Source organism: Streptomyces sp. NPDC004266 (genome assembly GCF_042874095.1).
Taxonomy (GTDB): domain Bacteria; phylum Actinomycetota; class Actinomycetes; order Streptomycetales; family Streptomycetaceae; genus Streptomyces.
In genome coordinates, this window is the sequence record NZ_JBIAMM010000001.1 from 699,946 (window position 1) to 725,095 (window position 25,150).

Consider the following 25,150-nt stretch of genomic DNA (forward strand, 5'->3'; position numbering starts at 1 on the left):
CCCCCGTGTGCGCGGCGGTACCTCCGGCTCGGCCCCCGCCCGCGGTACGTGCCTCCGCGCCGGACCTGAGAGGGCGCATTGAGCAACGACCGACACGTCCCGGTGATGCTCCAGCGGTGCCTGGACATGTTGGCCCCCGCACTGCAGCGCCCCGGCGCGGTCGTCGTCGACTGCACCCTGGGACTCGGCGGCCACAGCGAGGCCCTGCTCGAGCGGTTCCCCGAGGCGCGGCTCGTCGCCCTCGACCGCGACAAGGAGGCCCTGCGGCTCTCCGGCGAGCGGCTCGCCCCGTACGGGGACCGGGCCACCCTCGTCCACGCCGTGTACGACGAGCTGCCCGAGGTCCTCGACCGGCTCGGCATCCCGAAGGTGGACGGCGTCCTCTTCGACCTGGGCGTCTCCTCCATGCAGCTGGACGAGGCCGACCGCGGCTTCGCCTACGCCCAGGACGCCCCGCTCGACATGCGCATGGACCAGACGACCGGCATCAGCGCGGCCGAGGTCCTCAACACCTACCCGGCGGGCGAGCTGGTCCGGATCCTGCGCGCGTACGGCGAGGAGAAGCAGGCCAAGCGGATCGTCTCCGCGATCGTGCGCGAGCGCGAGAAGGAGCCCTTCACCAACAGCGCCCGGCTCGTCGAGCTCATCCGCGACGCCCTGCCGCAGGCCGCCAAGCGCACCGGCGGCAATCCGGCCAAGCGCACCTTCCAGGCCCTGCGCATCGAGGTCAACCACGAGCTCGACAGCGTCGAGAAGGCCATCCCGGCGGCCGTGAAGGCCCTCGCCGTCGGCGGCCGGGTCGTCGTCCTCTCGTACCAGTCCCTGGAGGACCGGATCGTCAAGGGCGTCTTCGCCGCCGGCGCGGCGACCACCGCCCCGCCCGGGCTGCCGGTCGTCCCCGAGAAGTACCAGCCCCGGCTGAAGCTGCTCACCCGGGGCGCCGAGCTGCCCACGGAGGAGGAGGTCGCCGAGAACCGGCGCGCCGCCCCCGCCCGGCTCCGGGGCGTCGAGCGCATCCGGGAAGACGTCCTGTGAGCACGGCGAAGGGGCCCCTCAAAGGGCGGGCCGCGCGGCTCGGCCGGCTCATGCCGTCGGGGCCCAGCTCGGCCGCCCGCACCCCCTTCGTCCTGCTCGTCGTCGTCCTGCTCGGCGGCGGGCTGATCTCCCTGCTCCTGCTGAACTCGGCCCTCAACCAGGGCTCCTTCAAGCTGAACGAGCTCAAGGACAAGACCACCGAGCTCACCGACGAGGAGCAGGCGCTGCAGCGGGACGTCGACGACTACGCGGCCCCCGACGCCCTGGAGCGGCGGGCCCGCCGGCTCGGCATGGTCCCCGGCGGCAGCCCCGCCTTCCTCGGCCCGGACGGCAAGGTCCTGGGCGAACCCTCGGTGGCGGTCGCCCCCAAGCCGACCCCGAAGCCCAAGCCCACCCCGAAGCCGCCGGCCGGCACCAGCACTCCGGGGACCACGTCCGCCACGCGCACCAGCACCACCACGAGCACCAGTACCTCCGGCAGCCCCCCGAGCGCGGTCAGCGCCACCGAGAGCACCGGCACACCCGAGGCCACGAACACCGGCACGGGCACGACCAGCTCGACCCCCACCGGTTCGGGCCCCACCGGCACCGGCCAGGCATGGACGGTGCCGGTGCCCGAGCCCCCAGTGACCGTACCTTCGCCCCCAGAAACCACCGGCAGGTGACCGAGCAGTGCCTCCCAAGGAGCCCCCGGGCCGCCGCGTCCCCGGCCCCGCCCGGCCCGCACGCCCCCGGCCCGCCTCCGCCGGGGCCCGGACGTCCGGAGCCCGCCCGGCCCGCCCCGCCCCGCGTCCGGCCGCGAAGCGGCCTGCGGCCCGGCCCCCGGCCCGGCAGCCCCGCACCATCCGGCTGGGCAGCCCCCGGCCCCGGCTGCGGCTGATCTCGCTCGGCCTGACCCTCGTCATGCTGGTCTTCGTGGTGCGGCTGCTCCAGGTCCAGGCCGTCGACGCCGGCGCGTACGCCGCCAAGGCCGACAAGTACCGCTTCCAGGAGTACACGCTCTCCGCCGAGCGGGGCGAGATCACCGACCGCAACGGCATCGCGCTCGCCGCCAGCGTCGACGCGTACGACATCACCGCCGACCCCAAGCTCTTCACCCGCGAGGAGTCGAAGACCGCCGACGCCCCCGAGCAGGCCGCCGCGCTCCTCGCCCCGATCCTCGGCAAGCAGCCGGCCGAGCTCGCGAAGAAGCTCCGCACCCCCAAGTCCCGCTACACCCTGCTCGCCCGCAAGCAGACCCCCCAGGTCTGGAACCAGATCAAGGACCTCAAGCGGGTCTACGGGCAGAAGGCCCAGGCCGTCGGCGGGAACGGGATCAACCTCCTCGGCGGCATCCTCAGCGAGCCCAGCACCAAGCGCGTGTACCCGAACGGGGAGCTCGCCGCCGGGATACTGGGATACGTCAACGCCGAGGGCCGCGGCGCCGGCGGCCTGGAGTCCATGCTCGACTCCGAACTCGCCGGCCGGGACGGAAAGATCCGCTTCACCGCCTCCGGCGGCCGGCAGGTCCCCACCGCCGGCTCCCAGGGCACCCCCGCCGTCCCCGGCTCCGACATCGAGCTCACCATCGACCGGGACATCCAGTGGGCCGCCCAGCAGGCCATCAGCGACCAGGTCCGCAGGTCGAAGGCCGACCGCGGCTACGTCGTCGTCCAGGACACCCGCACCGGCGAGGTCCTCGCCATGGCCAACGCCCCCGGCTTCGACCCCAACGACCTCTCCGCCGCCAACGCCGCCGCCATGGGCAACGCCGCCCTCCAGGACGCCTACGAGCCCGGCTCCACCGCCAAGGTCATGTCGATGGCCGCCGTCCTGGAGGAGGGCAAGGCCGCCCCCGACACCCACGTCACCGTCCCCAACCGGCTCCACCGCGGCGACCGGCTCTTCAAGGACGACGTCGACCACAAGACCTGGTACCTGACCCTCAACGGCGTCCTGGCCAGGTCCAGCAACATCGGCACCATCCTCGCCACCGGCCGACTCGGCGCCACCCAGGCCGAGTCCAACCGGGTCCTCCACTCCTACCTGCGCAAGTTCGGCATCGGCAGCCCCACCGGCCTGCGCTACCCGGGGGAGACCCCCGGCATCCTCGCCAAGCCGCAGGACTGGTCCACCTCGCAGCAGTACACGATCCCCTTCGGCCAGGGCCTCTCCGTCAGCGCCATGCAGGCCGCCTCCGTCTACTCGACCATCGCCAACGGAGGCGTACGGATCGAGCCGACCCTCGTGCGCGGCACCAAGGGCCCCGACGGGCGCTTCGCCCCGGCCCCCGCGCCCAAGGAGTCCCGGGTGGTCAGCGAGAAGACGGCCAAGTCCCTCGCGCAGATGCTGGAGTCCGTCGTCGACGACGAGGACGGCACCGGCAACAAGGCCGCGATCCCCGGCTACCGCGTCGCGGGCAAGACCGGCACCGCCAACCGCGTGGACCCCGAACTCGGCCGCTACAAGGGGTACACCGCCTCCTTCGCCGGCTTCGCCCCCGCCGACCAGCCCCGCGTCACCGTCTACTGCGCCATCCAGAACCCCACCAAGGGCAACTACTTCGGCGGCCAGATCTGCGGACCCATCTACAAGAAGGTCATGGAGTTCGCCCTCAAGACCCTCCACGTCGCCCCGACGGGCAGCGCCCCCGCCCGACTGCCGGTCGATTTCGAACCCACCCCGTGACACTCCGGGAGCACCAGTGACAACGATCACCCCTCATTCCGGGAACCGGAAATCGAACTCCGGCGAGGCCCCGGGCTCTTTTGGCCCCGCACAGGGTGCGCCCGGTACGCTCACCGCCGTGCCACACGCTGATCAGTACCGAAACGCCCCACCCCGGCCGGAGCAGGCCCGCCCGACACCCCTGGGCGACCTGGCCGCGCAGCTCGGGGTCGACGCCCCGCAGGCCGCCGAGATCTCGGGCATCACGCACGACTCGCGGGCCGTGCGCCCCGGGGACCTGTACGCGGCCCTGCCCGGCGCCCGCACGCACGGCGCGGACTTCGTCGCCCAGGCCGCCGGGCTCGGCGCCGCCGCGATCCTCACCGACCCGGCGGGCGCCGAGCGCGCCGCCGCGACCGGCCTCCCGGTCCTCGTCGTGGAGGACCCGCGCGGCCGGATGGGCGAACTCGCGGCCGCGATCTACGGGCGCCCCGGCGAGGACCTCCTCCAGATCGGCATCACCGGCACCTCCGGCAAGACCACCACCGCCTACCTGGTGGAAGGCGGCCTGCGCGGTTCCGGGCGGAGGACCGGGCTCGTCGGCACGGTCGAGATGAGGATCGGCGACGAGCGCATCAAGTCCGAGCGCACCACCCCCGAGGCCACCGACCTCCAGGCGCTCTTCGCCGTCATGCGCGAGCGGGGCGTCGAGGCCGTCGCCATGGAGGTCTCCAGCCACGCCCTCGTGCTCGGTCGGGTCGACGGCTGCGTCTTCGACGTCGCCGTCTTCAACAACCTCAGCCCGGAGCACATGGAGTTCCACTCCGACATGGAGGACTACTTCCAGGCCAAGGCCGGGCTCTTCACGCCCGCGCGCAGCCGCCTGGGCGTGGTCAACCTCGACGACGCCTACGGCCGCAGGCTCGTCTCGGAGGCCACCGTCCCGGTCGTCACCTTCTCCGCCGAGGGCCGCGCCGAGGCCGACTGGCGCGCCGAGGACCTCGTCCTCGGCTCCCACGACTCGACCTTCACCGCCGTCGGCCCCGAGGGCGAGCGGATCTCCGCCACCGCCCCGCTGCCCGGCCCGTTCAACGTCGCCAACACCCTCGCCGCGATCGCCACCCTCGCCGCCGCCGGCCTGGACCCGAAGGCCGCGGCCGAGGGGGTCGCCGCCGTCCCCGGGGTCCCGGGCCGCCTGGAGCGGGTCGACGCCGGCCAGCCGTACCTCGCGGTCGTCGACTACGCGCACAAGACGGACGCCGTCGAATCGGTCCTGCGCTCCCTGCGCGAGGTCACCGAGGGCCGGCTGCACGTGGTCATCGGCTGCGGCGGCGACCGGGACACCACCAAGCGCGGCCCGATGGGCGCCGCCGCCGCCAGGCTCGCCGACACCGCGGTCCTGACCTCCGACAACCCCCGCTCCGAGGACCCCCTGGTGATCCTCAGCGCCATGCTCGCCGGCGCCTCCGAGGTGCCGTCGGAGGAGCGCGGCGACGTCCTCGTCGAACCCGACAGGGCCGCCGCGATCGCCGCCGCCGTCGCCCGGGCGCGGCCCGGCGACACCGTCCTGGTCGCCGGCAAGGGCCACGAGCAGGGCCAGGAGACCGCAGGAGTCGTCCGCCCCTTCGACGACCGTCAGGTCCTGCGCGAGGCGATTCTCAGCCAGCAGAGCCAGCAGGACGCACACCGTCACGAGAACAGTCAGGGATGAAGCAGTGATCGCCCTCTCCCTCGCCGAGATCGCCGAAATCGTCGGCGGGCAGGCGCACGACATACCGGATCCGGCCACCCGGATCACCGGGCCCGTCGTCATCGACTCCCGCGAGGTGCGGGCCGGCAGCCTCTTCGCGGCCTTCGCCGGTGAGCACGTCGACGGCCACGACTACGCCGAGCGCGCCGTCGCGGCGGGAGCGGCGGCCGTGCTCGCCGCCCGCCCCGTCGGCGTCCCCGCCATCGTCGTCGACGACGTCCAGGCCGCGCTGGGAGCCCTCGCCCGCGCGGTCGTGGAACGGCTCGGCACCGATGTCGTCGCCCTCACCGGCTCGGCCGGCAAGACCTCCACGAAGGACCTGATCGCCCAGGTCCTCGACCGGCACGCGCCCACCGTGTGGACGCCCGGCTCGCTCAACAACGAGATCGGCCTGCCGCTCACGGCGCTCCGCGCGAGCGACGAGACCCGGCACCTGGTCCTGGAGATGGGCGCCCGCGGCATCGGCCACATCCGCTACCTCACGGAGCTCACCCCGCCCCGCATCGGCCTCGTCCTCAACGTGGGCACCGCCCACATCGGCGAGTTCGGCGGCCGGGAGCAGATCGCCCAGGCGAAGGGCGAGCTCGTCGAGTCCCTGCCGTCCGCCGAGGAGGGCGGGATCGCGGTCCTCAACGCCGACGACCCGTTCGTCCGCGCCATGGCGAGCCGCACCAAGGCCCGCGTGACCCTGTTCGGCGAAGCGGACGAAGCGGCCGTACGGGCCGAGAACGTCCACCTCACAGAGAACGGACAGCCTTCTTTCAGGCTTCACACACCCACCGGGTGCAGCGACGTGACCTTGCGCCTGTACGGTGAGCACCACGTGTCGAACGCGCTCGCAGCGGCCGCCGTCGCGCACGAGCTGGGCATGCCTGTCGAAGAGATCGCCACCGCGCTCTCCGAGGCCGGCACCCTGTCGCGCTGGCGCATGGAGGTCACCGAGCGTCCGGACGGCGTGACGATCGTCAACGACGCCTACAACGCGAACCCCGAGTCCATGCGAGCCGCCCTGCGCGCGCTCGCGGCCATGGGCAGGGCCGCACAGGCCCGAGGGGCTCGTACGTGGGCGGTGCTCGGCAAGATGGCCGAGCTCGGTGACGCATCGCTCGTCGAGCACGACGCGGTCGGACGGCTCGCCGTCCGGCTCAACGTCAGCAAGCTCGTCGCGGTCGGGGGCAGGGAAGCGTCCTGGCTGCAACTGGGCGCATATAACGAGGGTTCGTGGGGTGAGGAGTCGGTGCACGTGTCCGACGCGCAGGCGGCTGTCGACCTGTTGCGCAGTGAGCTGCGCCCGGGGGACGTCGTCCTTGTGAAGGCTTCCAGGTCGGTCGGTCTCGAACAGGTCGCGCTGGCGCTCCTCGACACCGAGGGCGAGGTCACCGGCCGATGAGGCAGATCCTCTTCGCGGGGGCCATCGGGCTCTTCCTGACCCTGATCGGCACGCCGCTGCTGATCAAGCTCCTTGCCCGCAAGGGGTACGGGCAGTTCATCCGTGACGACGGCCCGCGCGGTCACGCCGGGAAGAAGGGCACGCCCACCATGGGCGGCATCTCCTTCATCCTGGCCACGCTCATCGCGTACGCGCTGGCCAAGGTCATCACCGGTGAGGACCCGACGTACTCGGGCGTCCTGGTGCTGTTCCTCATGGCCGGCATGGGCCTGGTGGGCTTCCTCGACGACTACATCAAGATCGTCAAGCAGCGGTCCCTCGGTCTGCGGGCCAAGGCGAAGATGGCCGGTCAGCTGATCGTCGGCATCGCCTTCGCCGTGCTCTCGCTGCAGTTCGCCGACCTGCGCGGGCTCACCCCCGCCTCCACGAAGCTCTCCTTCATCGCGGACTTCGGCTGGGCCATCGGCCCGGTGCTCTTCGTGGTCTGGGCGCTCTTCATGATCCTGGCCATGTCCAACGGCGTGAACCTGACGGACGGCCTGGACGGTCTGGCCACCGGCGCCTCGGTGATGGTCTTCGGCGCGTACACCTTCATCGGGCTCTGGCAGTTCCAGGAGTCCTGTGCCAACGCGGTGACGCTGACCAACCCCAACGCCTGTTTCGAGGTCCGCGACCCGCTCGACCTCGCGGTCGTCGCCTCCGCGCTGATGGGAGCCTGTTTCGGCTTCCTCTGGTGGAACACCTCGCCCGCCAAGATCTTCATGGGCGACACCGGCTCGCTCGCCCTCGGCGGCGCCCTCGCCGGTCTCGCCATCTGCTCCCGTACGGAGCTCCTGCTGGCCCTGCTCGGCGGCCTGTTCGTCCTGATCACGATGTCCGTGGTCATCCAGGTCGGTTCGTTCAAGCTGACCGGCAAGCGCGTCTTCCGGATGGCACCCCTCCAGCACCACTTCGAACTCAAGGGGTGGTCCGAGGTCCTGGTCGTCGTCCGGTTCTGGATCATCCAGGGCATGTGCGTGATCGTGGGCCTGGGCCTCTTCTACGCGGGATGGGCATCGGAAAAGTGACAGAACAGCTCGACTGGAACGGCAAGAAGGTCACCGTCGCGGGACTCGGCGTCTCCGGCATCCCGGCCGCCCGCGTCCTGCACGCCCGCGGCGCGCTCGTGACCGTCGTCAACGACGGCGACGACGAGCGCTCCCGGGCCCAGGCCGCGGAGCTGGAGGCGGAGGGCATCACCGTCCGCCTCGGCGACGGGGCCACCCTGCCGACCGGCACCGAGCTGATCGTCACCACCCCCGGCTGGCAGCCCGACAAGCCCCTGTTCGCGGCCGCCGCCGAGGCGGGCGTGGAGGTCTGGGGCGACGTCGAGCTCGCCTGGCGCCTGCGCGGCCCCGGAGCGGCGCCCTGGCTCGCGGTCACCGGCACCAACGGCAAGACCACGACCGTGCGGATGCTCGCCTCCATCCTGGAGGCGGCCGGCCTGCGCACCGCGGCCGTCGGCAACATCGGCGTCTCGCTCCTCGACGCCGTCCTCGGCGAGCAGGAGTACAGCGATCTCGATGTACTCGCCGTCGAGCTCTCCAGCTACCAGCTCCACTGGGCGCCCTCCGTCCGCGCCCACTCGGCCGCCGTGCTCAACCTGGCGCCCGACCACCTCGACTGGCACGGCTCCATGGAGGCGTACGCCGCCGACAAGGGCCGGATCTACGAGGGCAACCAGGTCGCCTGCGTCTACAACGTCGCCGACAAGGTCACCGAGGACCTGGTGCGCGAGGCCGACGTGGAGGAGGGCTGCCGGGCCATCGGCTTCACCCTCGGCACCCCCGGCCCCTCCCAGCTCGGTGTCGTCGAGGGCATCCTCGTCGACCGCGCCTTCGTCGAGAACCGGCAGAAGAACGCCCAGGAGCTCGCCGAGGTCTCCGACGTCCAGCCGCCGGCCCCGCACAACATCGCCAACGCCCTCGCCGCGGCCGCCCTCGCGCGCGCCTTCGGCGTCGAGGCGAAGGCCGTGCGGGACGGCCTGAGGGCCTTCCGGCCCGACCCGCACCGCATCGAACTGGTCGAGGAGATCGAGGGAGTCACGTACGTCGACGACTCCAAGGCCACCAACACCCACGCCGCCGAAGCCTCGTTGGCCGCCTACGACCCGATCGTCTGGATCGCCGGCGGCCTCGCCAAGGGCGCGACCTTCGACGAGATCGTCCAGCGGTCGGCGAAGCGCTTGCGCGGGGCCGTCCTGATCGGCGCCGACCGCGCCCTGATCCGCGAAGCCCTGGCGCGACACGCCCCGGAGGTCCCGGTGGTGGACCTCGACCGGACCGACACTGGGGCGATGTCCGAGGCGGTCCGCGAGGCGGCCCGGCTCGCCCGCCCGGGAGACACGGTCCTGCTCGCCCCGGCCTGTGCCTCCATGGACATGTTCACCAACTACAACAAGCGGGGCGAGGCCTTCGCGGACGCCGTCCGCGCCCTCGCCGCCACCGGGGACGCCTGACCCGACCAGCGGGAGGGTCCGGCCGGACCGGGCACGACTGGAGGGGACAGCGACCATGCCGAGCAAGATCGCCGGGACACGCCGGCCCTCCGCCGCACGCGGCGGAGGGCGGGCTCCCGCGACCCCGCGGCGGGCGCGCGGCGGCGGCGTGCGGGGGGCCTACGAGCGGCTCCGCAAGGCCTGGGACAGGCCCCTGACGGCGTACTACGTGATCATCGGCGCGGGGCTGCTCATCACCACGCTCGGCCTCGTGATGGTCTACTCCGCCTCGATGATCACGGCGCTCCGCTACGACCTGGTGCCCTCCTACTTCTTCCGGAAGCAGTTCTTCGCCGCGCTCCTCGGCACGGGCCTGCTCCTGGTCGCCTCGCGGATGCCGGTCAAGCTGCACCGGGCGCTCGCCTACCCGATCCTGGTGGGCGCGGTCTTCCTGATGGTCCTCGTGCAGATCCCCGGGATAGGGCACGCGGTCAACGGCAACCAGAACTGGATCTCGCTCGGCGGGCCCTTCCAGCTCCAGCCCAGCGAGTTCGGCAAGCTGGGGCTGATCCTGTGGGGTGCCGACCTGCTCGCGCGCAAGCAGGACATGCGGCTCCTGACCCAGTGGAAGCACATGCTGGTGCCGCTGGTCCCCGGGGCCTTCATGCTGCTCGGACTGATCATGCTCGGCGGCGACATGGGCACCTCGATCATCCTCGCGGCCATCCTCTTCGGCCTGTTGTGGACGGCCGGAGCGCCCACCCGGCTCTTCGTCGGCGTGCTCACGGTGGCCGGTGCGATCGGCGTGCTGCTGATCAAGACGAGTTCGAACCGGATGAAGCGCTTCGACTGCATCGGCGCGACCGACCCCGGTGGCGAGGGAGCCCCCTGTCTGCAGGCCGCGCACGGAATCTATGCTCTGGCCTCGGGTGGATGGTTCGGTTCCGGACTCGGTGCGAGTGTCGAGAAATGGGGCCAACTCCCCGAAGCGCACACCGACTTCATCTTCGCGGTCACCGGTGAGGAACTGGGTCTCGCGGGGACGCTGTCGGTACTCGCCCTGTTCGCGGCTCTAGGCTATGCGGGTATCCGCGTGGCCGGAGGCACGGAGGACCCCTTCGTGAGGTTCGCCGCGGGAGGTGTGACCACCTGGATCACGGCTCAGGCCGTGATCAACATCGGTGCGGTGCTCGGCCTGCTGCCGATCGCCGGTGTCCCGCTCCCGCTGTTCTCCTACGGAGGGTCGGCCCTGCTGCCGACCATGTTCGCCGTCGGGCTCCTCATCGCCTTCGCGCGACAGGAACCCGCCGCGAAAGCGGCCCTGGCCATGCGCCGCCCCGGCTGGGGCAAGCGGGCCGGGAAGAGATGGAAGTCGATGCGACGGCGCGTCAAGAAGCGCCCGTCCGGAGAGCGGTGAATTTCGGTGCATGTCGTACTCGCCGGCGGGGGGACCGCCGGCCACATCGAGCCCGCGCTGGCCCTCGCGGACGCCCTGCGCAGGCAGGACCCCAGCGTGGGGATCACGGCGCTCGGCACGGAGAAGGGCCTGGAGACCCGGCTCGTGCCCGAGCGGGGCTACGAGTTGGCGCTCATCCCCGCCGTACCGCTGCCCCGCAAGCCCACCCCCGAGCTGATCACCGTCCCCGGGCGGTTGCGCGGCACGATCAAGGCGGCCGAGCAGGTCCTGGAGCGCACCAAGGCGGACTGCGTGGTCGGCTTCGGCGGCTACGTGGCCCTGCCCGGCTATCTCGCGGCCAAGCGCCTCGGGGTGCCCATCGTGGTCCACGAGGCCAACGCCCGGCCCGGCCTGGCCAACAAGATCGGTTCGCGGTACGCGGCCGGGGTCGCCGTCGCCACCCCGGACAGCAAGCTCCGCAACGCCCGTTACATCGGCATCCCGCTGCGGCACACCATCGCGACCCTCGACCGGGCGCGGGTGCGGCCCGAGGCGCGCGCCGCCTTCGGCCTCGACCCGAACCTGCCGACGCTCCTCGTCTCCGGCGGCTCCCAGGGCGCACGGCGGCTCAACGAGGTCATCCAGCAGATCGCGCCGGTGCTCCAGCGCTCCGGCATCCAGATCCTGCACGCGGTGGGCCCGAAGAACGAGATGCCGCGTGTCGACAACATGCCCGGTATGCCGCCGTACGTGCCGGTACCGTACGTGGACCGGATGGATCTCGCGTACGCCGCGGCCGACATGATGCTCTGCCGCGCGGGCGCGATGACCGTCGCCGAGCTCTCCGCCGTCGGGCTGCCCGCCGCGTACGTCCCGCTGCCCATCGGCAACGGCGAACAGCGGCTCAACGCCCAGCCGGTGGTCAAGGCGGGCGGCGGGCTCCTCGTCGACGACGCGGAGCTGTCGCCGCAGTGGGTGCAGGGGAACGTCCTGCCCGTACTGGCCGATCCGCACCGGTTGTACGAGATGTCCCGCGCCGCCGCCGAGTTCGGCCGCCGGGACGCCGACGACCTGCTCGTCGGCATGGTGTACGAGGCGATCGCCGCCCGCTAGCGGGCGGGGGACTGAGGGCAGGAGGCGCCGGGTGGCAGCCGGACCGACGACCGCGGAGAAGAGCGGTACCAGCAAGTCGAAGGGGTCGTCGGGGCGCCCGTCCGGCGCCAGTGACCGGAATCGACGATTCCGGTTCCCCGCGCCCCGGCTGCTCCTCGTGGCGCTCGGCCTCGTCGTCCTCGTGGTCGGCGGGGTCTGGGCGCTCTACGGATCGACCTGGTTCCGTGTGGAAGATGTGAAGACTTCCGGCACCCGGGTCCTGACGCGGGCCGAGGTCGAAGCGGTCGCCGCCGTCCCGATGGGCGCTCCGCTCGTCACCGTCGACACCGACGCGATCGAGGCCCGGCTCCGGCAGCGGCTGCCGCGGATCGAGTCGATCGACGTCGTGCGGTCATGGCCGCACGGAATCGGGCTGAAAGTGACGGAACGGCAACCCGCCCTGCTTGTCGAAAAGGGCGGAAAGTTCATCGAAGTGGACCCCACGGGCGTGCGGTTCGCCACCGTCGACACGGCCCCGCGCGGCGTCCCCCGGCTCGTCCTCGACAGCGCCGGCTCGCCGAGCCTCCGCCGCTTCGGGGCGGACCGGCTGCTCCGGGAGGCGGTCCGCGTCCGTGGCGAACTCCCGCCGGAAGTCGCCCGGGACACTCGTGTCGTACGCGTCACCTCGTACGACTCCGTCACTCTGGAGCTCACCGGGGGCCGAACGGTCTTCTGGGGCAGCGGTGAGCACGGCCCGGTCAAGGCCCGGGTCCTGACCGCCCTCATGAAGGCGAGCCCCAAAGCGGGGCACTTCGACGTAAGTGCCCCCACGGCGCCCGCCTCGTCCGGAAGTTGACGGTCATCTCCGCTGGCCAGCACCCTGGTTGGCCAGCGCTACGGGTGATCACATAGGGTGAAAAGAAAAACGGGAGGTTCGGCGTGTTCGTTGAACGTGCGCCACTTGTCGACTTAGTGTCCTGTTCGGAAGAGTCCAGCGAACAGAGACACTGGTAACCCTAAACTTCAACGTTAGGGTTCGGGTCGGCGTTTCGGACCGTCCCAATCGGCATCCGTCGGAGCGGCGCGACCAACCGCGCAGCGACGACACGTAACTCGAGGCGAGAGGCCTTCGACGTGGCAGCACCGCAGAACTACCTCGCAGTCATCAAGGTCATCGGTGTCGGCGGCGGTGGTGTCAATGCCATCAACCGAATGATCGAGGTCGGTCTCAAGGGCGTCGAGTTCATCGCGATCAACACCGACGCGCAAGCGCTGTTGATGAGCGACGCCGACGTCAAGCTCGACGTCGGCCGTGAACTCACCCGCGGCCTCGGGGCCGGGGCCAACCCGGCCGTCGGTCGCAAGGCGGCAGAGGACCACCGTGAGGAGATCGAGGAGGTCCTCAAGGGGGCCGACATGGTCTTCGTCACCGCCGGCGAAGGCGGCGGCACCGGCACCGGCGGCGCGCCCGTCGTCGCCAACATCGCGCGCTCGCTCGGCGCCCTCACGATCGGTGTGGTCACCCGGCCGTTCACCTTCGAGGGCCGTCGGCGCGCCAACCAGGCGGAGGACGGCATCGCCGAGCTCCGCGAAGAGGTCGACACCCTCATCGTCATCCCCAACGACCGGCTGCTCTCGATCTCGGACCGCCAGGTCTCCGTGCTCGACGCCTTCAAGTCGGCCGACCAGGTCCTCCTGAGCGGTGTCCAGGGCATCACCGACCTCATCACCACCCCGGGTCTGATCAACCTCGACTTCGCCGACGTGAAGTCGGTCATGTCCGAGGCCGGTTCGGCGCTCATGGGCATCGGCTCCGCCCGCGGCGACGACCGCGCGGTGGCGGCGGCCGAGATGGCGATCTCCTCGCCGCTCCTGGAGGCCTCCATCGACGGCGCCCGCGGCGTGCTGCTCTCCATCTCCGGCGGCAGCGACCTCGGCCTCTTCGAGATCAACGAGGCCGCGCAGCTGGTCAGCGAGGCGGCCCACCCCGAGGCCAACATCATCTTCGGCGCCGTCATCGACGACGCCCTCGGCGACGAGGTCCGGGTCACCGTCATCGCGGCCGGCTTCGACGGCGGCCAGCCGCCGGCCCGCCGCGACAACATCATCGGCTCGGTCTCGGCCAAGCGCGAGGAGCCGGCCCCGGCGCCCCGCGTCACCGAGACCTCCCGCCCGCTGGGCGGCCTCGGCACCGTCGCCCCGCGCGAGGAGCCGGCTCCGGCCCCGGTCGAGCCGGCCCCGGTCGTCACCGAGACCCCGCTGGCACCGGTCCCGCCGGTCGTCCCCCCGGCCCGTCCGTACGGGGACAGCCAGGCCGAGGAGCTGGACGTCCCGGACTTCCTGAAGTGATAGGACATCGCTTCGACGCGAACGGCGCCCACTTCGCCTTCACCGACCGGTGGGGCGGGGTGAGCGCCGTTCCGTACGAGGAGCTCAACCTCGGCGGAGCGGTGGGGGACGAGCCGGCGGCCGTACGCGCCAACCGGGCCGCCGCCGCCGGAGCCCTCGGGCTCGACCCGGCGCGGGTGGTCTGGATGAACCAGGTGCACGGCGCGGACGTCGTCGAGGTCGACGGACCCTGGGGGGACGCGGACGTCCCGTCCGTCGACGCGATCGTCACCGCCCGGCGCGGACTCGCCCTCGCCGTCCTCACCGCGGACTGCGTCCCGGTCCTCCTCGCCGATCCGGTCGCCGGAGTCGCGGCCGCCGCCCACGCCGGTCGGCCGGGGATGGTCGCCGGAGTCGTCCCCGCCGCCGTCGCGGCGATGACGAAGCTCGGCGCCGACCCCGCCCGGATCGTCGCCCGCACCGGACCCGCCGTCTGCGGCCGGTGCTACGAGGTGCCGGAGGCGATGCGCGCCGAGGTCGCGGCGGTCGAACCCGCCGCGCACGCCGAGACCTCCTGGGGAACCCCCGCCGTCGACGTCGCCGCCGGGGTGCGCGCGCAGTTGGCGCGGCTCGGGGTCCGGGACGTCGAGGACGCCGGGGTCTGCACCCTCGAATCGCGCGACCACTACTCGTACCGCCGCGATCGCACCACGGGGCGACTCGCGGGATATGTCTGGTTGAACCGAGAAGAGACATGACGGATCGCAAGTCGGAACTCGCCGCGAACCTCGCCGCAGTGGAGGAGCGCATCGCCGCCGCGTGCGCCGCCGCCGGACGCGCGCGGGAGGAGGTGACGCTGATCGTGGTCACCAAGACCTACCCCGCGAGCGACGTCAGACTCCTGCACGAACTCGGGGTGCGGCACGTCGCCGAGAACCGGGACCAGGACGCCGCCCCCAAGGCCGCCGCCTGTGCCGACCTTGATCTGACCTGGCACTTCGTGGGCCAGTTGCAGACCAACAAGGTCAGATCCGTGGTGGGTTATGCCGATGTGGTGCAGTCCGTCGACCGTCTGAAGCTCGTTTCCTCCCTCTCCGCGGCCGCGGAGAAGGCGGGCCGCGAGCTCGGCTGTCTCCTCCAGGTCGCGCTCGACGCCGGGTCCGGCGAGCGGGGCGAGCGCGGCGGCGTCGCCCCGGACGGGGTCGAGGAGTTGGCCGCGGCCGTCGACGCCGCGCCCGGGCTGCGGCTCGACGGACTGATGACCGTCGCGCCGCTGGCCGGGGAGTACGCCGGCCGGCAACGCGCGGCCTTCGACCGGCTGATGGATTTGTCGACTGTCCTGCGCGCGACCCGTCCGGCTGCGAACATGGTGTCAGCAGGGATGAGCGCGGACCTCGAGGAGGCCGTCGCTGCCGGGGCGACACACGTACGCGTCGGTACGGCGGTACTCGGTGTCCGCCCGAAGCTCGGGTAACGTCGCGAAGCAAGTCGGACCACAGCAGAAAATATGGTCATTCCGCAGAACGGCGGGGTGGCCCGTGGATCGCCGGCACTTGGTGACAAGGCCGATCCACCACAGAGCGGAGGACTCAGAGAATGGCCGGCGCGATGCGCAAGATGGCGGTCTACCTCGGCCTCGTGGAGGACGATGGGTACGACGGCCGGGGCTTCGACCCCGACGACGACTTCGAACCCGAGCTGGAGCCGGAGCCCGAGCGCGACCGGCGCCACACCCCTCCGCGTCAGGTGGAGCGCGAGGAGCCGGTGCGAGTGGTGCAGCCTCCGGCCCCCCGGGAGCCGATCGCCCATTCTGTCCCGGTGCTCGCCGAAAGCGGACGTCCGGCCCGAATTGCCCCCGTGGCATCCATCACACCCGAACGCCCGAGCCTGGAGAAGAACGCACCGGTGATCATGCCCAAGGTCGTGTCCGAGCGGGAGCCGTACCGCATCACCACGCTGCATCCGCGGACCTACAACGAGGCCCGTACCATCGGGGAACACTTCCGTGAGGGCACCCCGGTGATCATGAACCTCACGGAGATGGACGACACGGACGCGAAGCGACTTGTCGACTTTGCCGCCGGACTGGTCTTCGGGCTCCATGGCAGCATTGAGCGCGTGACGCAGAAGGTGTTCCTGTTGTCGCCTGCTAACGTCGATGTCACGGCGGAGGACAAGGCCCGGATCGCAGAGGGCGGATTCTTCAACCAGAGCTGAGAACACGAGAACCGGACGGACCGGTCGCGAAGCGGCCGGACAAGCGAGAGCACGAAAGCCAGGGGAGAGGGAAACGCGGGATGGGCGTCGCACTACAGGTGGTCTACATCGTGCTGATGTGCTTCCTCGTCCTCCTGATCGTCCGGCTTGTCATGGACTACGTCTTCCAGTTCGCCCGTTCATGGCAACCCGGTAAGGCGATGGTGGTCGTCCTTGAGGCCACCTACACTGTCACCGATCCACCGCTCAAGCTTCTGCGGCGACTCATCCCGCCGCTGCGTCTCGGGGGCGTGGCACTCGACCTGTCCTTCTTCGTTCTGATGATCATCGTTTACATCCTGATCTCCATCGTGAGCAGCTTCGCGAGGTGATGGTGGAGGAACAAGTGGACGATACGGTCTTGCCGACTGCCGACGACTACGTAGAGGTGAAGAAGAGATGCCGCTGACCCCCGAGGACGTGCGGAACAAGCAGTTCACGACCGTCCGCCTTCGAGAAGGCTATGACGAGGACGAGGTCGATGCCTTCCTCGACGAGGTCGAGGCCGAGCTGACCCGCCTGCTCCGCGAGAACGAGGACCTGCGCGCCAAGCTGGCCGCCGCGACGCGTGCCGCCGCGCAGAACCAGCAGCAGGGCATGCGCAAGGCCCCGGAGCCGCAGGATCGTCCCGGCGGTCCCGGCGCCCCCGTGCCCGCCGCCATATCCGGACCGCCGCAGCAGCAGCAGCCGCAGATGGGCCCGCCGCAGCTGCCGTCCGGTGCCCCCGCGCTGCCCGCCGGCCCGATGCAGGGCGGCCCCATGCAGGGCGGCCCGATGGGCCCCGGCCCGATGCAGGGCGGCCCCATGCAGGGCGGCCCGATGGGCCCCGGCCCGATGCAGGGCGGCCCCATGGGTCACCCGCAGCAGCAGCAGATGCAGCCGCCGCAGATGCAGCAGCCGCAGCAGGGCCCCGGTGGCGACAGCGCCGCGCGTGTCCTCTCGCTCGCCCAGCAGACCGCCGACCAGGCGATCGCCGAGGCGCGCTCCGAGGCCAACAAGATCGTCGGCGAGGCGCGTTCGCGCGCCGAGGGCCTGGAGCGGGACGCCCGCGCCAAGGCGGACGCTCTTGAGCGGGACGCGCAGGAGAAGCACCGCGTCGCGATGGGCTCCCTGGAGTCCGCCCGCGCCACGCTGGAGCGCAAGGTCGAGGACCTGCGCGGCTTCGAGCGCGAGTACCGCACGCGTCTGAAGTCCTACCTGGAGTCGCAGCTGCGTCAGCTGGAGACCCAGGCGGACGACTCGCTGGCTCCGCCGCGCACCCCGGCCACGGCCTCGCTGCCGCCGGCCCCGTCCATGGCCTCCGCGGGCGCGAGCGCGCCGTCCTACGGCGGCAACGGCGCGATGGGCGGTGCGCCGTCCATGGGTGGCGCGCCCTCCTACGGCGGCCAGCAGCAGATGTCCCCCGCGATGACCCAGCCGATGGCTCCGGTCCGGCCGCAGGCCCCGCAGCCGATGCAGCAGGCGCCGGCGCCGATGCGTGGCTTCCTCATCGACGAGGACGACAACTGAGGCGGCGGGTGTCCGCGCACTGAGCGCGTAGCCGTCGGCAGTCTCGAAGGGCCGGCTCCCCTGTGGGAGCCGGCCCTTCGGCATGCCCGCCCGACACCCGCGGGCCGCCGCCTCCGCCCCGTGTGGGCCGCGCCCGCCGGGGCGGTGCCCCTCCCGTACCCGCCGTGTGGGCAGTCGTCCCGCTGGGGCGAGGGGGGGCCCCCCTGCTCGAGCGAAGCCGAGAGCTTGGGGGAGGGGGGCACACGGGACGGCGCCCTTCAGCGGCGCCTCCGCGTTCCGCGCCTGGACCCGCACCACTTTGTGCGGCGCGCATCCAGTGCGGGTCAGGGCGCGGGAGCCTGGGCCCGGCAAGGGGCGCCGTTCCGTTGTGCCCACCCGTTCCGCCCCAGCGGAACGATTGCCCACAACGGGGGGCGCGGGGGTGGGCACCGCCCCGGCGGGCGCAGCCCGCAACGGGGGCACGGTGGGGCACCGCCCCGGCGGAACGACTGCTCACAACGGGGGCGCGGGGGTGGGTAAGGCGAAGGGCCCGCCCCCGGGGGGGAGGCGGGCCCTTCGGGTGGGGTTATGCCTTGCGGAGGCGGAAGGCGAGGGTCAGGGACTCGTCCTCGAACGGCTCGCCGTACGAGCCGTCGGCCTCGCCCTGCGCGTAGTCCGTCGCCAGGACCTCGTCCGCGATCAGGGACGCGTGGGCCGTCAGCGCGTCCACCGTCTCCGGGGACGTGGACGTCCACCGCAGCGCGATGCGGTCCGCGACGTCCAGGCCGCTGTTCTTGCGGGCCTCCTGGATCAGACGGATCGCGTCACGGGCCAGGCCCGCGCGCCGGAGCTCCGGGGTGATCTCCAGGTCCAGCGCCACCGTCGCGCCCGCGTCGGAGGCGACCGACCAGCCCTCGCGGGGGGTCTCCGTGATGATGATCTCCTCCGGGGTGACGGTGATGTCCTCGCCGTTCACCGAGAGCGTCGCCTCGCCGGACCGCAGCGCCAGCGACAGCGCCGCCGCGTCGGCCGCGGCCACCGCCTTGGCCACGTCCTGGACGCCCTTGCCGAAGCGCTTGCCGAGGGCCCGGAAGTTCGCCTTCGCCGTCGTGTCGACGAGCGAGCCGCCGACCTCCGACAGGGAGGCGAGCGAGGAGACGTTCAGCTCCTCCGTGATCTGGGCCTGGAGCTCGGGCGACAGGGCCGTGAAGCCGGCCGCCGCGACCAGCGCGCGGGACAGCGGCTGGCGGGTCTTCACGCCGGACTCCGCGCGCGTGGCCCGGCCCAGCTCGACCAGGCGGCGGACCAGGAGCATCTGCTCGGAGAGGGTGCCGTCGATCAGGGCGGCGTCGGCCTCGGGCCAGGTGGAGAGGTGGACCGACTCGGGGGCGTCGGGGGTCACCGGCACGACCAGGTCCTGCCAGACCCGCTCCGTGATGAAGGGGGTCAGCGGGGCCATCAGGCGGGTGACCGTCTCGATGACGTCGTGGAGCGTGCGCAGCGCGGCCTTGTCGCCCTGCCAGAAGCGGCGGCGGGAGCGGCGCACGTACCAGTTGGAGAGGTCGTCGACGAAGGCCGAGATCAGCTTGCCGGTGCGCTGGGTGTCGTACGTCTCCATCGCCTCGGTGGTCTCGGCGACCAGCGTGTTCAGCTCGGAGAGCAGCCAGCGGTCGAGGACCGTGCGGTCGGCCGGCGCCGGGTCGGCGGAGCTGGGCGCCCAGCCGGACGTGCGGGCGTACAGCGCCTGGAAGGCGACCGTGTTCCAGTAGGTGAGGAGGGTCTTGCGCACCACTTCCTGGATCGTGCCGTGGCCCACCCGGCGCGCCGCCCACGGCGAGCCGCCGGCCGCCATGAACCAGCGGACCGCGTCGGCGCCGTGCTGGTCCATGAGCGGGATCGGCTGGAGGATGTTGCCCAGGTGCTTGGACATCTTCCGGCCGTCCTCGGCGAGGATGTGGCCCAGGCAGACCACGTTCTCGTAGGACGACTTGTCGAAGACGAGCGTGCCGACGGCCATCAGCGTGTAGAACCAGCCACGGGTCTGGTCGATGGCCTCGGAGATGAACTGGGCGGGGTAGCGGGACTCGAAGAGCTCCTTGTTCTTGTACGGGTAGCCGTACTGCGCGAACGGCATCGAGCCCGAGTCGTACCAGGCGTCGATGACCTCCGGCACGCGGGTGGCGGTCTTCGAGCAGCTGGGGCACGGGAAGGTGACCGCGTCGATGTACGGGCGGTGCGGGTCGAGCTCCGACTGGTCGGTGCCCGTCAGCTCGGTGAGCTCCGCGCGCGAGCCCACGCAGGTCAGGTGGTCGTCCTCGCAGCGCCAGATCGGCAGCGGGGTGCCCCAGTAGCGGTTGCGGGAGAGCGCCCAGTCGATGTTGTTGTTCAGCCAGTCGCCGAAGCGGCCGTGCTTGACCGACTCCGGGAACCAGTTCGTCTTCTCGTTCTCCTCGAGGAGACGGTCCTTCACGGCGGTCGTACGGATGTACCAGGACGGCTGCGCGTAGTAGAGCAGGGCCGTGTGGCAGCGCCAGCAGTGCGGGTAGCTGTGCTCGTACGCGATGTGCCTGAAGAGCAGGCCGCGCGCGTCCAGGTCGGCGGTGAGCGCCTCGTCGGCCTTCTTGAAGAAGACGCCGCCGACCAGCGGCACGTCCTCCTCGAAGGTGCCGTCGGGGCGGACCGGGTTCACGACCGGCAGGCCGTAGGCCTTGCAGACCTTGAGGTCGTCCTCGCCGAAGGCGGGGGACTGGTGGACCAGACCCGTGCCGTCCTCGGTCGTGACGTACTCGGCGTTGACGACGTAGTGCGCCGGCTCGGGGAACTCGACGAGCTCGAAGGGGCGCTGGTACGTCCAGCGCTCCATCTCCGCGCCCGTGAAGGACTCGCCCGTGGTGACCCAGCCCTCGCCGAGGGCCTTCTCGACCAGCGGCTGGGCGACGACGACGCGCTCGTCGCCGTCCGTGGCGACCACGTACGTCACCTCGGGGTGCGCGGCGACCGCCGTGTTGGACACCAGGGTCCAGGGGGTCGTCGTCCAGACCAGGAGCGCCGCCTTGCCCGCGAGGGGGCCGGACGTGAGCGGGAAGCGCACGTACACGGAGGGGTCGACGACCGTCTCGTAGCCCTGGGCCAGCTCGTGGTCGGAGAGGCCGGTGCCGCAGCGGGGGCACCAGGGGGCGACGCGGTGGTCCTGGACGAGCAGGTCCTTGTCGAAGATCTGCTTGAGGGACCACCAGACCGACTCGATGTACGAGGGGTCCATGGTCCGGTAGGCGTCGTCGAGGTCGACCCAGTAGCCCATGCGGGTCGTGAGCTCGGCGAAGGCGTCGGTGTGCCGGGTCACGGACTCGCGGCACTTGGCGTTGAACTCGGCGATGCCGTACGCCTCGATGTCCTTCTTGCCGGAGAAGCCGAGCTCCTTCTCGACGGCGAGCTCGACCGGCAGGCCGTGGCAGTCCCAGCCGGCCTTGCGGGCCACGTGGTAGCCGCGCATGGTCCGGAAGCGGGGGAACACGTCCTTGAAGACGCGGGCCTCGATGTGGTGGGCGCCGGGCATGCCGTTGGCGGTGGGCGGGCCTTCGTAGAACACCCACTCGGGGCGTCCCTCGGACTGCTCCAGGGTCTTCGCGAAGACCTTGCTCTCGCGCCAGAAATCGAGCACGTCGTGCTCCAGCGCGGGCAGGTCGACCTGGGCGGGCACCTGGCGGTACTGCGACATCGATCTTCCTCCGGCGGACGGTTCTCTTCCGTCGGAGGGACGAGAGCACTGCTCCCGCGGTACCACCCTCCTTGGCCCCGGACGTGATCGTCCTGAGCCCCCTCATTGGGGTCGCGACGCCGGGTCTAGTCACCGCCCTGTCGTGCGGCTTTCTTCCGACGGCTCCGGGGTGATGCTTCACATCGGGCTCGCCCCCGGGCTCTCACCGTCCCCGGGTCGCTCATGGCTGCTTGCGACGCTACTCGTCCCCATCCAAGCCTTTCGCTGTGGCCAGTGTACGGGGCCCGGGGGCGGGCGGCAGACCGGTTTTCCCGTGACCCGAATGGCCATACGGGGGGTGCCGGACTTGCGTTGCGGCCATGTGGGGGAGGGGCGGGACGGATAACCGGGCGGGGAGCTGGGCACAACGGAGGCAGGCCCGCCCCGCGGGGAGCGGGGGCGGGTGGGAACGGCGGCGTGCCCCGTTGCCGCGGGCCTTGGGCCGATTTATCGTCCCAGCACGATTCGCGAGCAAGATCACAAAATGTGAAGGGGCCGCGACATGGTGGCGAAGAAGACCGCCGCGAAGAAGACCTCGGCCGCCGGTTCCACCGGTGCGACCGAGGTCGCCAAGGACGTGGCCGGCAAGAAGTCGACGGTCGCCGGGAAGTCGGTCGCGGTCGCCGAGAGGACGCCCGCCGGGAAGAAGGTCGCGAAGAGGAAGCCGGCCGGGAAGGCCGCGGCCCGGGAGGCGGACGCCGAGGACGCCGCCCCCGTCGGGCCCGGTGCCGCGGTCTCCGCCCCCGACGCCTCCGCCCCGAAGACGCCCGCCAAGAAGGCGGTGGCGAAGAAGGCGGCCGCCAGGAAGGCGCCCGCCGCCAAGAAGCAGACAGGAGCCAGGACGGTGGCAGCGAAGAAGACCGCGGGTGGCGTCACGACCGTCGGGGACGAGGCGGCGGTGCCCCCGGCGCGGGCCGGCGAGCTCGCGGTGCGGCCCGGCGAGGACCCCTGGACGCCGGAGGAGGTCGCCGAGGCCCGCAGCGGCCTCCAGGCGGAGGTGCTGAGGCTGCGCAGCGAGCTCGTCCACTCCCAGGAGGAGCTGACCGGCCTGATGCGGGACTCGGGCGACGGTGCCGGGGACGACCAGGCCGATACGGGCACCAAGAACATCACCCGCGAGCACGAGCTGGCCCTCGCCGCGAACGCCCGGGAGATGCTGGAGCAGACCGAGCACGCCCTGGAGCGGCTCGACGCGGGCACGTACGGCCTGTGCGAGGTGTGCGGGAAGCCGATCGGCAAGGCGCGGATGCAGGCCTTCCCGCGGGCCACGCTCTGCGTCGAGGACAAACAGCGACAGGAGCGGCGCGGCTGACGATCTCGGCTGCCGGTCTCGTACGCCTGTGCCGTACCCTCGGTGCACGGTCAGGCATCGAGGTCGAGGGACTCACTCACGTGGCAGAGGCGGAGCGCATCATCGGTACGCCGGATTCAGCAGGGGCCGACGAGACGGCCGCCTCCGACGAGTCCGCGGCCCGCGAGGAGACCGCGGCCCCGGACGGCGCGTCGGACCACGACGGCGCGTCGGCCCCCGACGGCGCGGCCGCTCCCCAGGAGCGGCCCAGAGGCAGGCGCAGGATCGTCGCCCTCTTCGTCGTGGCCGTGCTCGCCTACCTGCTCGACCTCGGCAGCAAGATGCTGGTGGTCGCCAAGCTGGAGGGCCACGAGCCGATCGACCTGGTCGGCGACCTGCTGCGGCTCGACGCCATCCGCAACCCGGGCGCCGCCTTCGGCATGGGCGAGGCCTTCACGATCATCTTCACCTGCATCGCGGCCGCCGTGATCGTCGTGATCATCCGGCTGGCGCGGAAGCTCTACAGCCTGCCCTGGGCGATCGCGCTCGGCCTGCTGCTCGGCGGCGCGCTCGGCAACCTCACGGACCGCATCTTCCGCGCGCCGGGCGTCTTCGAGGGCGCGGTCGTGGACTTCATCGCCCCCGCGCACTTCGCCGTCTTCAACCTCGCCGACTCGGCGATCGTCTGCGGCGGCATCCTGATCGTCATCCTGTCGTTCCGGGGCCTGGACCCCGACGGCACCGTCCACAAGGACTGACAAGGCATACTCGACGGGTGAGCACGAGTCCCGAGATCCGCACGCTGCCCGTTCCCGATGGCCTGGAGGGCGAGCGCGTCGACGCCGCCATCGCCCGTATGTTCGGGTTTTCCCGTACGAAGGCGGCCGAGCTGGCCGCCGCAGGGAAGGTCCAGGTCGACGGCTCCGTCGTCGGCAAGTCCGAGCGGGTCAGCGGCGGCGCGTGGCTCGAGGTCGAGATGCCGGGCGCGCCCGCGCCCGTGCAGGTCGTCGCCGAGCCCGTCGAGGGCATGGAGATCGTCCACGACGACGACGACATCGTCGTGATCATGAAGCCGATCGGCGTCGCCGCGCACCCCAGCCCCGGCTGGACCGGCACCACGGTCATCGGCGGCCTCGCCGCCGCCGGGTACCGCATCTCCACCTCCGGCGCCGCCGAGCGCCAGGGCATCGTGCACCGCCTCGACGTCGGCACCTCCGGTCTGATGGTGGTCGCCAAGTCGGAGTACGCGTACACCTCGCTCAAGCGCCAGTTCAAGGAGCGCACGGTCGACAAGCGCTACCACGCGCTGGTCCAGGGCCACCCGGACCCGATGAGCGGCACCATCGACGCGCCCATCGGCCGGCACCCGAACCACGACTACAAGTGGGCGGTCACCGCCGACGGCAAGCCCTCCGTCACGCACTACGACCTCATCGAGGCGTACCGCTCGGCCTCGCTGCTCGACATCAAGCTGGAGACGGGCCGCACCCACCAGATCCGGGTGCACATGTCCGCCCACCGCCACCCCTGCGTCGGCGACCTCACCTACGGCGCCGACCCGACGCTCGCCAAGCGCCTCGGCCTGACCCGGCAGTGGCTGCACGCCGTCCGCCTCGGCTTCGAGCACCCGGGCGACGGCTCCTGGGTCGAGTTCGCCAGCACCTACCCCGAGGACCTGCAGAAGGCCCTCGACCGGATCGCGTCGGAGAGCCGGTGAGCGCCGCCCATGCCGTCCGCGAGGCCGTGGGGCACGAGGACCGCGAAGCCTGCTTCGCGGTGCGCCGCGAGGTCTTCGTCGAGGAGCAGGGCGTCCCGCGCGAGCTGGAGTACGACACGTACGACGAGACGGCCGTGCACGTGCTCGCGGTCCGCGCGGACGGCGTCCCGCTGGGCACCGGACGGCTCCTGCACGGGGCGGACGCGACCGGCAGGACCGGCGCCGACGCCTCCGTCGGCTCCCTCGGGCGGCTCGCGGTGACCAAGGCCGCCCGCGGCCTCGGGGTCGGCGCGGCGCTCGTGCGGGCCGTCGAGGACGTGGCCCGGGAGCGCGGTCTGAGCGCCGTCGACCTCCACGCGCAGACCCACGCGCTGGGCTTCTACGAGCGGCTCGGCTACGTGGCGTACGGGCCCGAGTTCCCGGACGCGGGGATGCCGCACCGGGCCATGCGGAAGGCCCTGTAGGCGCGGGTCCGCCGACCGCGGGCCGGGGCGTCGTACGCGATTCCCGGTGCGGCCCGGGCGAGCG

The 25,150-nt window shown here is 71.9% G+C and carries 21 protein-coding genes; 20 read left to right on the forward strand and 1 reads right to left on the reverse strand.

Annotated elements, in window-relative coordinates; translation table 11 throughout:
* The first annotated feature begins 78 nt into the window (after window positions 1–78).
* From rsmH to ACFYUZ_RS03210, 16 genes are all read left to right on the forward strand, one after another.
* Complete coding sequence (gene rsmH / locus ACFYUZ_RS03135) at window positions 79–1,035, forward strand: 16S rRNA (cytosine(1402)-N(4))-methyltransferase RsmH (protein WP_116161469.1); 957 nt, start codon at window positions 79–81, stop codon at window positions 1,033–1,035.
* A complete protein-coding gene (locus tag ACFYUZ_RS03140; RefSeq protein WP_389305785.1) occupies window positions 1,032–1,700 on the forward strand; it encodes a septum formation initiator family protein in 669 nt (222 codons plus the stop codon). Before rsmH ends, ACFYUZ_RS03140 begins: the two co-directional genes overlap by 4 nt.
* A 7-nt stretch (window positions 1,701–1,707) precedes the next feature.
* The gene (locus ACFYUZ_RS03145) at window positions 1,708–3,702 is read left to right on the forward strand and encodes a peptidoglycan D,D-transpeptidase FtsI family protein (RefSeq protein ID WP_389305787.1); all 1,995 of its coding nucleotides are present in this window, start codon (window positions 1,708–1,710) and stop codon (window positions 3,700–3,702) included.
* A gap of 16 nt (window positions 3,703–3,718) precedes the next feature.
* Window positions 3,719–5,392, forward strand: a complete 1,674-nt coding sequence (locus tag ACFYUZ_RS03150) for a UDP-N-acetylmuramoyl-L-alanyl-D-glutamate--2,6-diaminopimelate ligase (protein WP_389305789.1) — start codon at window positions 3,719–3,721, stop codon at window positions 5,390–5,392.
* Window positions 5,393–5,396: 4 nt separating this feature from the next.
* Window positions 5,397–6,821, forward strand: coding sequence for a UDP-N-acetylmuramoyl-tripeptide--D-alanyl-D-alanine ligase (gene murF / locus ACFYUZ_RS03155; protein WP_389305791.1), 1,425 nt, complete (start codon window positions 5,397–5,399; stop codon window positions 6,819–6,821).
* Window positions 6,818–7,888: a phospho-N-acetylmuramoyl-pentapeptide-transferase gene (mraY, locus tag ACFYUZ_RS03160; protein ID WP_389305792.1), complete on the forward strand. Its 1,071-nt coding sequence runs from the start codon at window positions 6,818–6,820 to the stop codon at window positions 7,886–7,888. The genes murF and mraY overlap by 4 nt, the downstream gene beginning before the upstream one ends.
* Entirely contained in the window at window positions 7,870–9,318 is a 1,449-nt protein-coding gene (gene murD, locus ACFYUZ_RS03165; RefSeq protein WP_389305794.1) for a UDP-N-acetylmuramoyl-L-alanine--D-glutamate ligase, read from the forward strand. The genes mraY and murD overlap by 19 nt, the downstream gene beginning before the upstream one ends.
* A 55-nt stretch (window positions 9,319–9,373) precedes the next feature.
* Window positions 9,374–10,714: a putative lipid II flippase FtsW gene (gene ftsW / locus ACFYUZ_RS03170; protein ID WP_356905124.1), complete on the forward strand. Its 1,341-nt coding sequence runs from the start codon at window positions 9,374–9,376 to the stop codon at window positions 10,712–10,714.
* Between the two features lie 6 nt (window positions 10,715–10,720).
* Entirely contained in the window at window positions 10,721–11,806 is a 1,086-nt protein-coding gene (gene murG, locus ACFYUZ_RS03175) for an undecaprenyldiphospho-muramoylpentapeptide beta-N-acetylglucosaminyltransferase (protein WP_389305796.1), read from the forward strand.
* 31 nt (window positions 11,807–11,837) lie between these two features.
* Entirely contained in the window at window positions 11,838–12,641 is an 804-nt protein-coding gene (locus ACFYUZ_RS03180) for a cell division protein FtsQ/DivIB (protein WP_389305798.1), read from the forward strand.
* Window positions 12,642–12,919: 278 nt separating this feature from the next.
* On the forward strand, window positions 12,920–14,134 hold the full coding sequence (gene ftsZ / locus ACFYUZ_RS03185; protein WP_389305800.1) for a cell division protein FtsZ: 1,215 nt from the start codon (window positions 12,920–12,922) through the stop codon (window positions 14,132–14,134).
* Window positions 14,131–14,871, forward strand: a complete 741-nt coding sequence (gene pgeF / locus ACFYUZ_RS03190) for a peptidoglycan editing factor PgeF (protein ID WP_389305801.1) — start codon at window positions 14,131–14,133, stop codon at window positions 14,869–14,871. The genes ftsZ and pgeF overlap by 4 nt, the downstream gene beginning before the upstream one ends.
* Window positions 14,868–15,587, forward strand: coding sequence for a YggS family pyridoxal phosphate-dependent enzyme (locus ACFYUZ_RS03195; RefSeq protein WP_389305803.1), 720 nt, complete (start codon window positions 14,868–14,870; stop codon window positions 15,585–15,587). The genes pgeF and ACFYUZ_RS03195 overlap by 4 nt, the downstream gene beginning before the upstream one ends.
* 122 nt (window positions 15,588–15,709) lie before the next feature.
* Window positions 15,710–16,330: a cell division protein SepF gene (locus ACFYUZ_RS03200; protein WP_030693462.1), complete on the forward strand. Its 621-nt coding sequence runs from the start codon at window positions 15,710–15,712 to the stop codon at window positions 16,328–16,330.
* An 80-nt stretch (window positions 16,331–16,410) separates the two neighbouring features.
* On the forward strand, window positions 16,411–16,701 hold the full coding sequence (locus ACFYUZ_RS03205) for a YggT family protein (RefSeq protein WP_017238790.1): 291 nt from the start codon (window positions 16,411–16,413) through the stop codon (window positions 16,699–16,701).
* A gap of 67 nt (window positions 16,702–16,768) precedes the next feature.
* Window positions 16,769–17,878, forward strand: coding sequence for a DivIVA domain-containing protein (locus tag ACFYUZ_RS03210; RefSeq protein ID WP_123451400.1), 1,110 nt, complete (start codon window positions 16,769–16,771; stop codon window positions 17,876–17,878).
* 565 nt (window positions 17,879–18,443) lie between these two features.
* Here the strand turns inward: ACFYUZ_RS03210 and ileS are convergent.
* A complete protein-coding gene (gene ileS, locus ACFYUZ_RS03215; RefSeq protein ID WP_389305805.1) occupies window positions 18,444–21,575 on the reverse strand; it encodes an isoleucine--tRNA ligase in 3,132 nt (1,043 codons plus the stop codon).
* Window positions 21,576–22,116: 541 nt separating this feature from the next.
* Here ileS and ACFYUZ_RS03220 point away from each other — a divergent pair.
* The 4 genes from ACFYUZ_RS03220 to ACFYUZ_RS03235 all read left to right on the forward strand — a co-directional run bounded on the left by ACFYUZ_RS03220 (window position 22,117) and on the right by ACFYUZ_RS03235 (window position 25,086).
* Window positions 22,117–22,926, forward strand: a complete 810-nt coding sequence (locus ACFYUZ_RS03220) for a TraR/DksA family transcriptional regulator (protein WP_389305807.1) — start codon at window positions 22,117–22,119, stop codon at window positions 22,924–22,926.
* Between the two features lie 80 nt (window positions 22,927–23,006).
* Window positions 23,007–23,663, forward strand: a complete 657-nt coding sequence (gene lspA / locus ACFYUZ_RS03225) for a signal peptidase II (protein ID WP_389305809.1) — start codon at window positions 23,007–23,009, stop codon at window positions 23,661–23,663.
* A gap of 17 nt (window positions 23,664–23,680) precedes the next feature.
* Complete coding sequence (locus ACFYUZ_RS03230; protein WP_225798680.1) at window positions 23,681–24,622, forward strand: RluA family pseudouridine synthase; 942 nt, start codon at window positions 23,681–23,683, stop codon at window positions 24,620–24,622.
* On the forward strand, window positions 24,619–25,086 hold the full coding sequence (locus ACFYUZ_RS03235; RefSeq protein ID WP_389305811.1) for a GNAT family N-acetyltransferase: 468 nt from the start codon (window positions 24,619–24,621) through the stop codon (window positions 25,084–25,086). Before ACFYUZ_RS03230 ends, ACFYUZ_RS03235 begins: the two co-directional genes overlap by 4 nt.
* Window positions 25,087–25,150: the final 64 nt, after the last annotated feature.

Bases quoted from the DNA above. Each gene is read 5' to 3' on its own strand.
- mraY (WP_389305792.1), top strand. From the start codon at position 6,818: ATGAGGCAGATCCTCTTCGCGGGGGCCATCGGGCTCTTCCTGACCCTG.
- murD (WP_389305794.1), top strand. From the start codon at position 7,870: ATGGGCATCGGAAAAGTGACAGAACAGCTCGACTGGAACGGCAAGAAG.
- ftsW (WP_356905124.1), top strand. From the start codon at position 9,374: ATGCCGAGCAAGATCGCCGGGACACGCCGGCCCTCCGCCGCACGCGGC.
- ACFYUZ_RS03195 (WP_389305803.1), top strand. From the start codon at position 14,868: ATGACGGATCGCAAGTCGGAACTCGCCGCGAACCTCGCCGCAGTGGAG.
- ACFYUZ_RS03200 (WP_030693462.1), top strand. From the start codon at position 15,710: ATGGCCGGCGCGATGCGCAAGATGGCGGTCTACCTCGGCCTCGTGGAG.
- ACFYUZ_RS03205 (WP_017238790.1), top strand. From the start codon at position 16,411: ATGGGCGTCGCACTACAGGTGGTCTACATCGTGCTGATGTGCTTCCTC.
- ACFYUZ_RS03210 (WP_123451400.1), top strand. From the start codon at position 16,769: ATGCCGCTGACCCCCGAGGACGTGCGGAACAAGCAGTTCACGACCGTC.
- ileS (WP_389305805.1), bottom strand. From the start codon at position 21,575: ATGTCGCAGTACCGCCAGGTGCCCGCCCAGGTCGACCTGCCCGCGCTG.
- ACFYUZ_RS03220 (WP_389305807.1), top strand. From the start codon at position 22,117: ATGGTGGCGAAGAAGACCGCCGCGAAGAAGACCTCGGCCGCCGGTTCC.